The following is a 12,532-nucleotide window of genomic DNA, read 5'->3' as shown; positions in this document are numbered from 1 at the left end:
CCAGGCGCCCAGGGGCGGGTAGGCGACGGTAACGAAGAAAACCATCCGGGATTGTATGGTCCCTACACTCCGGCTCAGCTGGGCTCCCCGGCTGCGGTCAGCCGGCCGAGGGCCAGTGCGATCCGCAGAGTGAACGCCGAACGTACGTCGGAGGGGGCGTACCCCGTGACGTCGGTCACACGTCGTAGCCGGTAGCGCACCGTGTTGGGGTGGACGAAGAGCATCCGGGCCGCACCCTCCAGGGAGGACGCCTGCTCCAGGTAGACACTCAGCGTCTCCAGCAGCGCGGAGCCGGCCTCGTCCAGCGGTGTGTAGATCTCCTCCACCAACTGGTGCCGGGCGGCCTGGTCCCCGGCCAGCGCCCGCTCGGGCAGCAGGTCGTCGGCCAGCACCGGGCGGGGGGCGTCCGGCCAGGCGGCGCAGGCACGCAGGCCGGCCGCGGCGGCGTGCGCCGAGCGGGTCGCCGAGAGCAGGTCCGGCACGGTCGGGCCGATCACCACCGGGCCCGGCGCGAACTGGCCGATCAGCGCCCTGGCGGCGTGCACCGGCTCCTTGTCGCCGCCGACCACGACCACCAGGCGCTTGCCCAGCACCCCGGTCAGCACGTTCAGCTTGGCGTACCGGGCGGCCCGGCGGATCGCCTCGACCACCAGCTCGCTGTCACCGTCCGGAGCGCTGCCCATCACCACCCGGACCTGGCTGGGCTGCCCCCAGCCCAGCGCCGCGGCGCGGGAGAGCACGCCCTCGTCGGCGTCGCCGGACAGCAGCGAGTTGACCACCAGCGCCTCCAGCCGGGCGTCCCAGGCGCCGCGCGCCTCGGCGGCCTGGGCGTACACCTGGGCGGTGGCGAAGGCGATCTCGCGGGCGTAGACCAGCACGGACTCGCGCATGTCCGCCTCGTCGCCGGGGGCGGCCACCTCCTCGATGGCCTCCTCCATCACCTCGATCGTGGTGCGGATCAGCTCGACGGTCTGACGCAGGGTGATCGCCCGGGTCAGCTCGCGCGGGGCGGTGCCGAAGACGTCGGTGGAGATCGCCTGGGCGGCGTCGGGGTGGCGGTACCACTCGGTGAAGGCGGCGATACCGGCCTGGGCGACCAGGCCGATCCAGGAGCGGTGCTCCGGCGGCATCCGCCGGTACCAGCCGAGCTGGTCGTCCATCCGCGCGATCGCGGCGCTGGCCAGCTTGCCCGAGGACTTCTCCAGCCGCTTGAGCGTCGCCGCCCGGCGCTCGGCCCGCTCGGCGGCGTTTCTGCGCTCCTGGGCCGTCAGACGGGGTGCCGCCCGGCCGGGGCGGTCGCGGCCGGGCCGGGCGGCCGGGCTCTTGCCGGTCGGTTCGGGCGCGGCGGGACTGGGTTCGCTCTGGGAGTTCGCGGAAGCGGCTGGCACAAGGACAAGACTGCCTCACGTGAGTGACTGCTCGTGCACGACCCCCGGCGCTCAGGTGCGGTGGCAAGAGTCACAGCCGCGAGTCGGAGGGCGCGCCGGTGCCGGAAGCGAGGAGCGACCAGCGACGAAGGAGCGCCGGAGCGAGGAACGTCGGCACCGGGTCCGGAGCGCCCGGAAGGAGCCGACAAGCAGGCTACGGTGGAGCACGTGACCGACGCTCCTGAACGCCCCCGCGCCGACCTGCGCCGCACCGCCGAGCGCTACCGCTCCACCCCCGCCGAGGGCGTCGAGACCCGACACGCGTTCTCCTTCTCCGGCCACTACGACCCGAAGAACACCCACTTCGGCGCGCTGCTCGCGTGCAACGAGGAACTCCTCGAACCCGGCGCCGGGTTCGAGGAGCACAAGCACCGGGACACCGAGATCCTCACCTGGGTACTGGAGGGCGCGCTCGCCCACCGGGACTCGCACGGCCACAGCGGGGTGGTGCGCCCGGGCATGATCCAGCACCTCAGCGCGGGCTCCGGCGTCACCCACACCGAGCGCAACGTCGGCGGCGCCACCGGGCCGGTGCGCTTCGTCCAGATGTGGCTGCAGCCGGACGAGTTCGACGCCGCCCCGGCGTACGGGCTCCGCAAGGTGGAACCGGCGGACGGCGGGTTGACGCTGCTCGCCTCCGGGCTGGAGCGCGACGCCGGGACGCCGGCCCTGCGGCTGCGCCGGAGCGACGCCGCGCTCTGGCTGGCCGTCGCCGGGCCGTGGCAGCCGCTGCCGCAACTGCCCGGGGCGCCCTGGCGGTACGCGCACCTGACGGCCGGCTCGCTGGGCTACCGGACGATCCCGGGGCCCAAGGGCGGCGGCCGTTCGATGGTCCCGGGCGACAGCGTGCGGATCACCGGCGAGGCCTTCGCCGACCCGACGGCGGGCGAGACCGGCGCCGAACTCCTGCTCTGGGAGATGCACTCGCCGGTCTCGTACGGCTGACCGCCCGCCCCCTCGGGGGAGCGGGCGGCCGTTGGCCGGGCGTCAGGCCGAGAAGTACGGGACGGTGCACTGCCCCCAGATCCCCAAAGGTTCGTATCCGTCGGGCAAAGGGTTCGCCCTTAACGGCTCATTGGCGCGCCTCTTCAGCCGTCCAGTTCCGCCAGCACCGCGTCGGACAGGGCCGGCCAGGCCTCGACGGCCCAGGGCCCGAAGTCCTGGTCGGTGAGCGCGATGCAGGCCACGCCGGCCTGCGGGTCGACCCACAGGAAGGTGCCGGACTGGCCGAAGTGGCCGAAGGTCTCGGGGGAGTTGGCGGTGCCGGTCCAGTGCGGGCTCTTGCCGTCGCGGATCTCGAAGCCGAGGCCCCAGTCGTTCGGGCGGCGGTGGCCGTAGCCGGGCAGCACACCGCTGGTGCCGGGGAAGGCGACCTCGCGGGTGGCCTGCCGGACGGTGGACGGGTCCAGCAGCTTGGGCGACTGCAACTCGGCGGCGAAGCGGGCCAGGTCGGCCACCGTGGACAGGCCGCCGGCGCCGGCCGGGGACTTGTGCGCGGTGTTGAGCAGGGTGTCGTGCATGCCCAGCGGCTCGAACACCGCCTCGGCGGCGTAGCGGTGGAACTCGATCCCGGCGGCCTCGGACAGGGCGCGGGAGAGCGCGTCGAAACCGGCGTTGGAGTAGAGCCGGCGGTTGCCGGGCTCGGCGAAGACCCGGTCCTCGTCGAAGCCGAGGCCGGAGGTGTGGGCGAGCAGGTGGCGCACGGTCGAACCGGGCGGGCCGGCCGGGTCGTCCAGCTCGAACACGCCCTCCTCGATCGCGACCAGCGCCGCGTACGCGGTGAGCAGCTTGGTCACCGAGGCCAGCGGGAAGAGGTGCTGCTGCGGCCCGTGCGCGCCCAGCACCGCTCCGTCCGCACCCCGGACCACCGCCGCGGCGGCGTGGGGCACGGGCCAGTTCTCGATCATCCGCAGGCTCTCCATGCTGTTGACTCTAGTGCGAGCGGAAACCGGGTGGCGGGGGCACCCGGCTGACAGGCTTGCTTGGAGTGCACTCCAACTCGGTAGCGTCATCGCCGTCGCACAGGACAGGGGGAACGATCAATGACCACACCCGCGCTCGTCGAGGGCCGGCTGCGCAGCTGCTCCGAGGTGTTCGACCGCCCGGTCGGCGATCCGGACCGGACCCCGCGGCACACCATCAGCGAGGTCGCCGCGGCCAGCGGACTGACCGCCCACACCCTGCGCTGGTACGAGCGGATCGGCCTGCTCGACCCGGTCGACCGCGCGGTCGGCGGCCAGCGCCGCTACTGCGACGGCGACCTGCACCGGCTGGCCTTCCTGGGCCGGCTGCGGCTGACCGGGATGTCGGTGGCGGACATGCTCAAGTACGTCGACATGGCCCGCCGCGGCGAACAGACCTACGGGGAGCGGCGGCAGCTGCTGGAAGCGCAGCGCGAGGAGGTCCGGCAGCGGATCGCCGACCTCCAGGCCACCCTGTCCGTCCTCGACTACAAGATCGATCTCTACGCCGGGAAGGTCATCGACACCACCGGTGCTCCCGTCCAATGCCAGTACCACCGAGTAGAGGAAGAACAGAGCGCATGACTCACCCCGTCCTCCCCACCGTCGAACTCGGCACCGCCGGCCCGCTGGTGGGTGTCCAGGGTCTCGGCTGCATGGGCATGAGTGACTTCTACGGACCGACCGACTCCGACGAGGCGCTCGCCACGCTGGACGCCGCGCTGGAGGCCGGCGTCACCCTGTTCGACACCGCCGACGCCTACGGCTACGGCCGCAATGAGGAGTTCATCGGCCCCTTCGTCCGGGCCAACCGGGACAAGGTGGTGCTCGCCACCAAGTTCGCCATCGAGCGCAAGGAGGACGACCCGGCCCACCGCGGCATCCGCAACGACCCGGCGTACATCCGGGCCGCCGTGGACGCATCGCTGCGCCGCCTCGGCGTGGACGAGATCGACCTCTACTACATGCACCGCCGCGACCCGGCCGTGCCGCTGGCCGACTCGGTCGGCGCGATGGCCGAGCTGGTCGCGGCCGGCAAGGTGCGCCACCTGGGCCTGTCCGAGGTGACCGGGGCGGAGCTGCGCGAGGCGCACGCGATCCACCCGATCGCCGCGCTGCAGTCGGAGTGGTCGGTGTTCGCCCGGGACATCGAGCGGGCGGTGGTGCCGGCCGCGGTGGAGCTCGGCGTCGCCCTCGTGTCGTACTCGCCGCTCGGGCGCGGCTTCCTGACCGGCTCGTTCCAGGCCGCCGAGCAGCTCGCCGCGGACGACGCCCGGCGCACCCAGCCGCGGTTCACCGGCGAGAACGCGGTCGCCAACGGCGAACTGCTCGCCCCGCTGCGGGAGATCGCGGCGGCCCGCGGGGTGACGATGGCCCAGGTCGCGCTGGCCTGGGTGCAGCAGCGGGCCGAGGTGCACGGGCTGACCGTGGTGCCGATCCCGGGCACCCGCAGGCGCGGCCGGCTGGCCGAGAACACCGCGGCGGCGACCCTGCGGCTGAGCGCGGAGGAGCTGGCGCTGCTGGAGCCGGTGTCGGCGCAGGTGGCCGGCGGCCGCTACCCCGACATGAACTTCACCTTCGTCGGGCGGGAGTAGCGCGGGAGTAGCGGCGACCGGGCCCGGGGAGCCGTCACCCCCCGGGCCCGGTCGCCGCGGGCTCCGGCTCAGACCGTGCGGCCCATCCAGGCCGCCAGCCGGGTGTGGACGTCGGCGTCCTCGGCGACCGGTCGCACCTTGGCGAAGGGGACGCCCTCGACCCGGCTCTCGGCCGGCAGGGCGACCTCGGCGATGGCCAGCGCGGTGTGCGCCAGCCCGTCGTCCAGCACGAAGCCGTTGTCCAGGGACTTCGCGATGTCCCAGGCGTGGGTCGTCGCCTCCATCACGTAACCGCCGACCACCATGCCGCCGGGCACTTCGCCCCAGGGGGCGAAGGTCGGGCGGCCCAGCTTGGCGTCGTCCGCCCAGGCGGCGGTGGCGCGGGCGCCGGCCCGGGCGAGCGCGGCCGACCAGCCCTCGTCCGACGGGTCCTCGATGCCGGGCAGGACGTCCTCGGCGTGGCCGCCCTCGCCCATGTACGCGAAGCGGTGGATGCCGCCGACCACGTGGTTCAGCAGCTGGCGCAGCGTGAACTCCTCGCAGGGGGTGGGCCGGTCGAGCTCGGCCGGGGTGATCACGGCGAACAGCTTCTCCAGCTGGCCGAGGGCGAGCAGGTACTGCGGGCGGGCGTCCTGGACGGCGTTCACGGGTGGTCAGCTCCCTTGTGCGGTGCGGTCTTTCGAGTCTCTCGGGCTCGGAACGCAATCTCCCAGTAAAACCTGACAAGTGCCGTCAGGATTACTGGGATTCTTGTGCCATGAAGGCCGACCGCCTGCTCTCGATCCTCCTGCTGCTCCAGACCCGCGGCCGGGTGCCCGCCACCGAGCTCGCCGAACGGCTGGAGGTGTCCGTCCGCACCATCTACCGGGACGTGGAGTCGCTCTCCGCGGCCGGGGTGCCGGTGTTCACCGAGCGCGGCCGGCACGGCGGCATCAACCTCCTGCCCGGCTACCGCACCGATGTCACCGGACTGACGGCGGACGAGGCCCGGGCGCTGTTCGTGCTCTCCGCCCAGGGCGCGCACAGCGACCTCGGGCTGGACGGCGCGCTCGGCTCGGCGCTGCGCAAGGTGATGGCTGCCCTGCCCGCCCCGCACCGCCCCGCGGCCGAGCGGGTCAGCGAGCGCATCCTGGTCGACCCGGCCCGCTGGATGCAGAGCACCCAGCCCGGCGCCGGGAGCGGGCCGGACCTGGGGGAGCTGCAGTACGCGGTGTTCGCCGACCGGCGGCTGCGGCTGCGCTACCGGCACAGCGGCACGCCCGCGCCGGTGGACTACACCGTCGACCCGTACGGGCTGGTCAGCAAGGCCTCGGTCTGGTACCTGGTGGCCGATCTGCACGCCGAGCCGCGGCTGTTCCGGGCCGACCGGGTGCTGGCCGCCGAGACCACCGAGGAGGCGGTGCGGCGGCGCGCGGGGGTGGGGCTCGGCGAGGTGTGGGCGGTGCTGCGCGAGCAGGTGGAGCGGGTGCCCAAGGAGCTGCCGGTGCGGGTGCGGGTCCGGCGCGGGCGGCTGGACATGTTCCTGCGCATCCACGGCAGCCGGATCGCCGAGCTGCCCCCGGAGGCGGGCGCCGGGCCGGCCGAGGAGTGGGTCGAGCTGGTGATGGCCTTCTCGTCCCCGGCGGCCGTCCGCTCGCTGCTGGCCTTCGGCGCGGACGTCGAGGTGCTGGCCCCGCCGACCGCCCGGCGCGAGTTGGCCAGGTCGGCGGCGGAGGCCTTACGGCTGTACCAGGACTAGGACGTGGCTCCCGGGCCCCGGCCGGCTCAGGAGTTGGGCGTGGTCCGGACGACGTCCGAGTAGTCGCCGAGCGAGATCGCCGCGAAGTTGTGCAGGCTGTCGGTGCCGTCGCTGAAGTAGCCGTTGTGGCCGGCCGCCCGGGCCGAGGAGATCTGCTCCGCGCCGAAGCCGCCGCCGGTCGGGTCGGCGCCGTGGCCGAGCTTGCCGACCTCCAGGAACGGGACGTTGCCGATCCAGTCGCTGGGGTTGCGGGTGGCCCACACGTGCACGCCGGTGCCCAGCTCGGCGGCGCGCTGCACGCCCATGCCGGGGCTGCCGAACACCATCATGTCGGTGATGCCCGAGGTGTCGGACGGCGAGGCGGCGGCGCGCGGGATCTTCGGGCCGGCGGTACCGCAGACCACCGAGCCGTACGAGTGGCAGAGCAGCGCCGGGGGCGCGTCCGGGCGGGTGGTCTCCCTGAGGCCGGCCAGCAGCCGCTCCAGCCGGGGCGCGGCGACGTCGGCGAGCCGGGAGGTGGCGGCGTCCGGGCCGAGGCCGGAGGGGGTGACGTAACCGGTCCAGGCGATCACGGCGGTACGGGTGCCCGGGGCCTGGCGCTGTTCCTCGCCGTACAGGGCGCGGGCCATGCCGGCCGGGGAGCGCAGCGGTTCGGCGGTCTGGTCGAAGTGGCCGAGGTCGGCGTCCGAGCCGGGGACGATCACGGAGATCCGCTCGGCGTCGGTGAGGTCGCCCCACACCTCGGTGACCAGGCCGCGGCCGCGCGGGTCGAAGGCCAGGATCTGCCGGCCGGGGCTGAGCAGGTGCTCGACGTCGTTGGCGCGGGAGACGGCCAGCGCGCGGGTGTCGGCGTCCAGCTTCTTGTCCTCGGCGCGGACCCGGGCGGCGTCGCGCTCGTTCGCCAGCGCGATCCGGTTGGCGCGGTAGCGCAGGTCCAGCGGGGCGCCGTCGTAGTTGCCGACGACCAGCGGGTAGTCCTTGATCAGCCGGTCCAGCTCGGTGGGGGCGAGCGAGGCGAAGAAGGCGGCGGCGTCGGCCGGGCTGGTGGTGGCCGGGTCGGGCAGGGAGCGGCCGAAGGAGCGGTCCTGGATCCAGCCGGCGCTGCCGGCCGGGGGCGTGGAGATCGCCAGCTGCTCGGAGGAGACCGCGGCCGCGGCCGCGGAGGCGCCGGCGTCGGCGAGCACGGCACAACCCGCGAACGCTCCGATCAGTACGCGCTTCCAGCGTCGACGGTTGCGCACCGCACCAACTCCCTTGGGGCCCGTCACCGTTTCGCGGGCGGTGCCCGGAGGGTGCGATTGGACTTGCTGACTTCCCTGCGCAAGCGTAGAGGTCACAGGAGGGTGACGGACACGCCCAAACTGTGGGATGGATCACATGAACCGGGGGTGTCCTCCCGGCGTCCCTATGTGGCCGTTCCGACGCGGCTAACCGGAGTGCCGGGCGTCGAATTCGCGCACCAGCCGCTTGGGCGCCGTCCGCCGCCAGGCCTCGGTGACCAGGTCGTACAGCTCCTCCGGGTCGACCAGGTCCAGCCGGACCCGCACCCAGCCGTGCCGGCCGACGTACGGGGCGAAGGAGAACACCGCGGGCTCGGCGGCGAGCAGCTCGGCCTGGTCCTCGGGGGAGGCCTTGACGGTGACGCTCCCGCCCTCCGGCGCGCCCATCGCGAAGATCTTGTGCCGGACCCGCAGGGTCTCGATGTCCCAGGTCGGCTCCTGGGCGGACTCCGGCAGGGCCAGGGCCATCGCGCGGAACTCGTCGAACGTCACCATGGCCGCAGGGTAGAGCAGGGCACCGACGGCGCGCCCCGGCGCGCGTTGTGGCGCACCGGGGGCGTGGGGCTGTGCCGCGGAAGTCAGCCGAGCGAGGCCCAGTTGTCGCAGGTGCGGTCGCCGTCGACCAGGCGGTCCGGGTGGCCGCTGCCGTCGGCGATCGAGATCCGGCGGTAGCTCTGGCCGCAGAACACCCAGAACTCGCTGCTCCCGTTGACCCGCTGGCAGTCCGGGACGGGCAGGAAGCAGTCCACCCGGTTCAGGCCGTTCAGTGAGCTCCACTGGGAGAGCTCGCGGTCGGTGCGCTCGCGCACGTCGGTGTGGGCGGAGCCGTCGGCGATCGAGATCAGCCGGTACTGCTGGCGGCCGCTGGTGCTGTGGAACACCCAGTACCAGCTCTTGCCGCCGACCCGCTGCTGGTCCGGCACCGGCAGCCAGCAGTCCACCTGGCCCACGCCGCTGAGCGAGCCCCAGTAGGTGAGGTCGCGGTCCGGGCGCTCCAGCGTGGTGGTGTAGCGGCCGCCGCCGCCGCAGGTGATCGAGACCATCCGGTACTGCTGGCGGCCGCTGGTGCTGTGGAACACCCAGTACCAGCTCTTGCCGGCCGGGTCCTGCTGGTCCGGGACGGGCAGCACGCAGTCCACCCGGCCGACGCCCCGCAGACAGGTCCAGGTGTTCAGCCAGGTGTCGTCCTCGACCTTGCGGTCGGTGTGGGCGGAGCCGTCGGCGATCGAGATCAGCCGACAGCGGTCGCCGTGGAAGGCCCAGTACTGGCTCCGGCCACTCTTGCGGTACTGGTCCGGGACGGTGACGAACTCGTCGCACGGGTAGGCCTTCACCGGCTGCGGCTTGGGCTGGCCGCCGGTCTGCCCGCCGGTCTGGGTGGTGGTCTGGCCGCCGGTCTGGCCGCCGCTCTGCCCGCCGGTCTGCGTGGTGGTCTGCCCGGCGACCGGGGTGAGCCGGCCCTCGCAGAGTCCGCGCAGGACGCTCAGCGAGGGCATGAAGGCGTACACCGCGCCGGTGGTCTGGACGAACTGCGCGAAGCTCAGCGGGGTGTGCTCGATCAGACCGGCCGGGTCCCGGCTCTCGTAGTCGACCGGCGTGATCTCACGCGACTCCGGGTCCAGGCAGTTCTGGGTGACCGGGTCCCGGCCGGGCACCGGCCTGGGCCTGGCGTGCCCGGGCGGCGGCGCGTCGTCGGGGTCGGCGGCGCGGTTCGGCGGGAAGTCCGGCTCGTCCATCCAGTCGGCCTGGATGAACTCGAACTGCCGCTGGATGTCCGCCTGGTAGCAGATGAACAGCAGGCCGCGGGGGTCGTCCGGGCCGCCCGGGCCCTCGGAGGCCGGGTCGAACGGGGCCCCGTACGGGGTGCCGCGGCGCATGATCCGCCGGCCGTTGAGGACCTCGGCGTCCAGCGGGGGCTTGTCCGGGCTCCCCTGCAGACCGGCGCGCGGTTCGGTCTTGCGCAGGTGAGACCAGAGCGGGGTGACCAGGCCCTCCGGGTCGTCCCGGAAGGTGAAGTCGTTGTCCTTGGCGGCGGTCGGGTTGTTCGGCACGTCCCGGTCCGGGTACTTGCAGACCGGAGCGCCGGAACGCCAGCGGCCGACCATCCGGGCGGCCAGCCACTCGGTGGTGGCGTGCTCCGGGACGGCCTTGGCCTTCCTGAGCTCGTCCAGCTTGACCGCGACCTGCGACCACCAGCCGGGCACGTCCTGGGCGAGCCGGCGGATCACCTGGAAGGAGCCGTTGCGGGCCCACTCGGGGTACTGGCTCGGGGGGCCGCTGAACGGGTCGTTGGGCAGCCCGCAGACGAACTCGCCGGCCGGGATCAGCCGGGTGCCGGGGTGGCCGTCCACCTCGTCCGGCTTGTTCGGGTTCGGCTTGTCGAAGCCCCGGACGCCGGGCTCGCTGATGCCGTCCTTGAAACCGAAGTGCTCCTTGCCGCGCCGACTGCCCAGCAGGGTCTGGGCGTTCTGCTGGTAGACGATCAGCACCCGGCACTCGGCGGCGGCGATCCGCTGGGCTTCGATCGCCGACTGGAGGTCCCGCTCGGTGTCCGCGGAGATCTTCAGCACGGCGTGGATCGGCTGGTTCGTCCCGTTGCCGAACAACCACTTGTCCGGACTGTTGGCGCCTTTGTCGCCGAGCGCTTCGGCCCGCTGGGCCGGGCCCTGCTTGAAGGCCTCCAGGCCGCTGCCGGTCGGCGGCGCGGTCGGGAACGGGTCGCTCGCGGCGAGCATCCGCAGGCCCTCGTAGGTGAAGCTGAGGCCCAGCCAGGTGGCGGTCAGCGACTTGGGGTCGTCGCCGCCGGAGGCCTGCTTGGCCTCGCTGAACTTCTCGTTGAACTCGGCGACCTCGCGGGTCGTGGAGATCTGCGGGGTGATCCTGCGCAGCCAGTCGCGGGCCCGGGCGGCGTCCTCGAACTTGAGGAACAGGACGCTGACGTTGTCCTTCTTGAAGCCGGCGAGGATGTCGCCCTGGATCTCCTCGCTGTCGCGCAGGCTCAGATCCGTGGTCATGGGGGGTGTCCTTTCTGGGTGGGGCGGGGATCAGGAGCCGAGCTGGACCCACTGCGCGACGCTGCACCGTGAGCGGCGTACCGGGAACTGCGGGTAGTCGCCGACCGTCACAGAACATCACAATGCGTGGTGGTCCGCATGCGCATGCACCCCTTGGGGCGGTCCCGCCCCGGAGGTGCGCCGGAACGGCTGAAAGGGGCGTGGGATCGGTCCACGCCCCTTCCGTGCCCTGCCCTCCGGCGCAGGGTCACCGCCGGTACGGCGGGTTCACACCATGCCCAGCGCGTACGCGGCGAAGAGCGCCGCCGCGGCCCCGGCCGCCGCCTTGCCGACCCGGGAGAACGCCGTCCAGGGCCCGTCGAAGCGCCGGGTGAACCACCCGATCGCCACCAGCACGGCTCCGAACAGCGGAAGCAGCGCCAGCCGGGCGACCACCCAGCCGAGCGAGTCCGGCGTGGTGGTCAGCCCCGGGACGGCGCCCAGGCCGGCCGCGCCGGGCACCGCCACCGCGAGCATCGCGCTCTGGTGCCAGCAGAAGATCGTCATCGCCGACAGGTTGACCACCACCACCGGCAGCCAGAGCAGCGGACGGCGGGTCAGCAGCCGGCCCAGTCGGTCCCGCAGCAGCACCGCGGCGCCGCACTGCGCCGCCGCCAGGGCGAGCACCAGCAGGGACGGCGGGTGCGAGTTGGTGCGCTCGACGCCGGGCACGCCGACCATGCTCGCCGGGTAGTGGAACACCAGCAGCAGTGCGGCGAACAGCGCGCCGCCGCCGAGCAGCAGCACCCGGGCGGCCGGCCTGCCGAGCCGGCCCCGCGCCCACAGCACGCCCAGCTGGTAGCCGAACAGCCAGCCCGGCAGGATGTTCAGCAGCCCGACCCAGGACGGCACCACCTCGGCCCACGGCCCGTACCGCAGCAGGTCGACCACCGCGACCGCGGCCGCCGGCAGGCCCGCCGACCAGCCGCCCAGCCGCCGCGCGAAGGCCGCGCAGAGCGGGGTGAGCGCGGTCAGCCCCAGGTAGACCCCGATGTACCAGAGTGGCTGAACCACCAGCGTGGCACCGGTGCGCAGGGTGTCCGCCGGGACGCCGAGCCGGGGCAGCAGCGGGATCAGCACCGCCCATACGGCCGTCACCCCGAGCACCGGGCGCAGCAGCCGGACCGTCCGGCTCCGCAGCCAATTCCCGTACGTCAGGCCCTTCTCCCGGGCGCGTTCCAGCGAGCGGACCGAGGAGTGGCCGCCCACCAGGAAGAACACCCCGAGCATCTGCAGCACCCAGCTGACCGGGGCGAAGAAGCCGAGCGAGGAGAGCGGGCTGGCGTTGTGCAGGGCGCCGTCGGGGGAGAGGGTGAGGCCGCCGAGCATCCAGTGCCCGATCGGCACGGCGAGCAGGGCGAGGGCGCGCAGCCCGTCCAGGGCGCGGTCGCGGGTCTCGGGCGTCCGGGCGTCGACCGTCTCGGCGGCGCGGCGCAGGGTGGTGAGCGGGTGGGCCATGGCGGTGCTCCTTCCAGTGC

The 12,532-nt window shown here is 73.5% G+C and carries 11 protein-coding genes; 4 read left to right on the top strand and 7 right to left on the bottom strand.

The genetic code is table 11. The annotated features are described in order from the left end of the window. Positions 1–74 precede the first annotated feature (74 nt). Positions 75–1,271 (bottom strand): PucR family transcriptional regulator, encoded by a 1,197-nt coding sequence (locus ACZ3UD_RS24555; RefSeq protein WP_380610798.1) that lies wholly within the window; start codon positions 1,269–1,271, stop codon positions 75–77. A 324-nt stretch (positions 1,272–1,595) separates the two neighbouring features. On the opposite strand from ACZ3UD_RS24555, the gene ACZ3UD_RS24550 reads away from it, so the two are divergent. Further along, entirely contained in the window at positions 1,596–2,372 is a 777-nt protein-coding gene (locus ACZ3UD_RS24550; protein ID WP_465591537.1) for a pirin family protein, read from the top strand. 143 nt (positions 2,373–2,515) lie between these two features. On the opposite strand, the gene ACZ3UD_RS24545 is transcribed toward ACZ3UD_RS24550, so the two are convergent. After that, positions 2,516–3,349 (bottom strand): serine hydrolase domain-containing protein, encoded by an 834-nt coding sequence (locus tag ACZ3UD_RS24545; RefSeq protein ID WP_465591534.1) that lies wholly within the window; start codon positions 3,347–3,349, stop codon positions 2,516–2,518. 120 nt (positions 3,350–3,469) lie between these two features. On the opposite strand from ACZ3UD_RS24545, the gene ACZ3UD_RS24540 reads away from it, so the two are divergent. After that, positions 3,470–3,973 (top strand): MerR family transcriptional regulator, encoded by a 504-nt coding sequence (locus ACZ3UD_RS24540; protein WP_465591531.1) that lies wholly within the window; start codon positions 3,470–3,472, stop codon positions 3,971–3,973. Next, positions 3,970–4,983: an aldo/keto reductase gene (locus ACZ3UD_RS24535; RefSeq protein WP_465591528.1), complete on the top strand. Its 1,014-nt coding sequence runs from the start codon at positions 3,970–3,972 to the stop codon at positions 4,981–4,983. The genes ACZ3UD_RS24540 and ACZ3UD_RS24535 overlap by 4 nt, the downstream gene beginning before the upstream one ends. A 68-nt stretch (positions 4,984–5,051) precedes the next feature. Here ACZ3UD_RS24535 and ACZ3UD_RS24530 read toward each other — a convergent pair whose 3' ends face one another. Next, positions 5,052–5,630: a TIGR03086 family metal-binding protein gene (locus tag ACZ3UD_RS24530; RefSeq protein WP_465591525.1), complete on the bottom strand. Its 579-nt coding sequence runs from the start codon at positions 5,628–5,630 to the stop codon at positions 5,052–5,054. 110 nt (positions 5,631–5,740) lie between these two features. Between ACZ3UD_RS24530 and ACZ3UD_RS24525 the strand changes: the two genes are divergently transcribed. Further along, positions 5,741–6,721 (top strand): helix-turn-helix transcriptional regulator, encoded by a 981-nt coding sequence (locus ACZ3UD_RS24525; RefSeq protein WP_465591522.1) that lies wholly within the window; start codon positions 5,741–5,743, stop codon positions 6,719–6,721. A 26-nt stretch (positions 6,722–6,747) separates the two neighbouring features. On the opposite strand, the gene ACZ3UD_RS24520 is transcribed toward ACZ3UD_RS24525, so the two are convergent. The 4 genes from ACZ3UD_RS24520 to ACZ3UD_RS24505 form a co-directional block, all read right to left on the bottom strand. After that, complete coding sequence (locus ACZ3UD_RS24520) at positions 6,748–7,962, bottom strand: alpha/beta hydrolase (RefSeq protein WP_465591519.1); 1,215 nt, start codon at positions 7,960–7,962, stop codon at positions 6,748–6,750. A 186-nt stretch (positions 7,963–8,148) separates the two neighbouring features. Next, the gene (locus ACZ3UD_RS24515; protein ID WP_465591517.1) at positions 8,149–8,496 is read right to left on the bottom strand and encodes an MmcQ/YjbR family DNA-binding protein; all 348 of its coding nucleotides are present in this window, start codon (positions 8,494–8,496) and stop codon (positions 8,149–8,151) included. 83 nt (positions 8,497–8,579) lie between these two features. Further along, positions 8,580–11,015, bottom strand: coding sequence for a Dyp-type peroxidase (locus tag ACZ3UD_RS24510; protein WP_465591514.1), 2,436 nt, complete (start codon positions 11,013–11,015; stop codon positions 8,580–8,582). A gap of 267 nt (positions 11,016–11,282) precedes the next feature. Continuing rightward, complete coding sequence (locus ACZ3UD_RS24505) at positions 11,283–12,512, bottom strand: acyltransferase family protein (protein WP_465591511.1); 1,230 nt, start codon at positions 12,510–12,512, stop codon at positions 11,283–11,285. Between the last annotated feature and the right edge of the window lie 20 nt (positions 12,513–12,532).

Source organism: Kitasatospora sp. NPDC023118, from assembly GCF_055560875.1.
Note: the sequence above shows the minus strand (reverse complement) of the source record. Positions and strands in the feature narration are given on the sequence as shown.

Coding starts and splice junctions, on each gene's coding strand:
- ACZ3UD_RS24545 (WP_465591534.1), bottom strand. CDS start 3,349: ATGGAGAGCCTGCGGATGATCGAGAACTGGCCCGTGCCCCACGCCGCC.
- ACZ3UD_RS24540 (WP_465591531.1), top strand. CDS start 3,470: ATGACCACACCCGCGCTCGTCGAGGGCCGGCTGCGCAGCTGCTCCGAG.
- ACZ3UD_RS24535 (WP_465591528.1), top strand. CDS start 3,970: ATGACTCACCCCGTCCTCCCCACCGTCGAACTCGGCACCGCCGGCCCG.
- ACZ3UD_RS24525 (WP_465591522.1), top strand. CDS start 5,741: ATGAAGGCCGACCGCCTGCTCTCGATCCTCCTGCTGCTCCAGACCCGC.
- ACZ3UD_RS24515 (WP_465591517.1), bottom strand. CDS start 8,496: ATGGTGACGTTCGACGAGTTCCGCGCGATGGCCCTGGCCCTGCCGGAG.
- ACZ3UD_RS24510 (WP_465591514.1), bottom strand. CDS start 11,015: ATGACCACGGATCTGAGCCTGCGCGACAGCGAGGAGATCCAGGGCGAC.
- ACZ3UD_RS24505 (WP_465591511.1), bottom strand. CDS start 12,512: ATGGCCCACCCGCTCACCACCCTGCGCCGCGCCGCCGAGACGGTCGAC.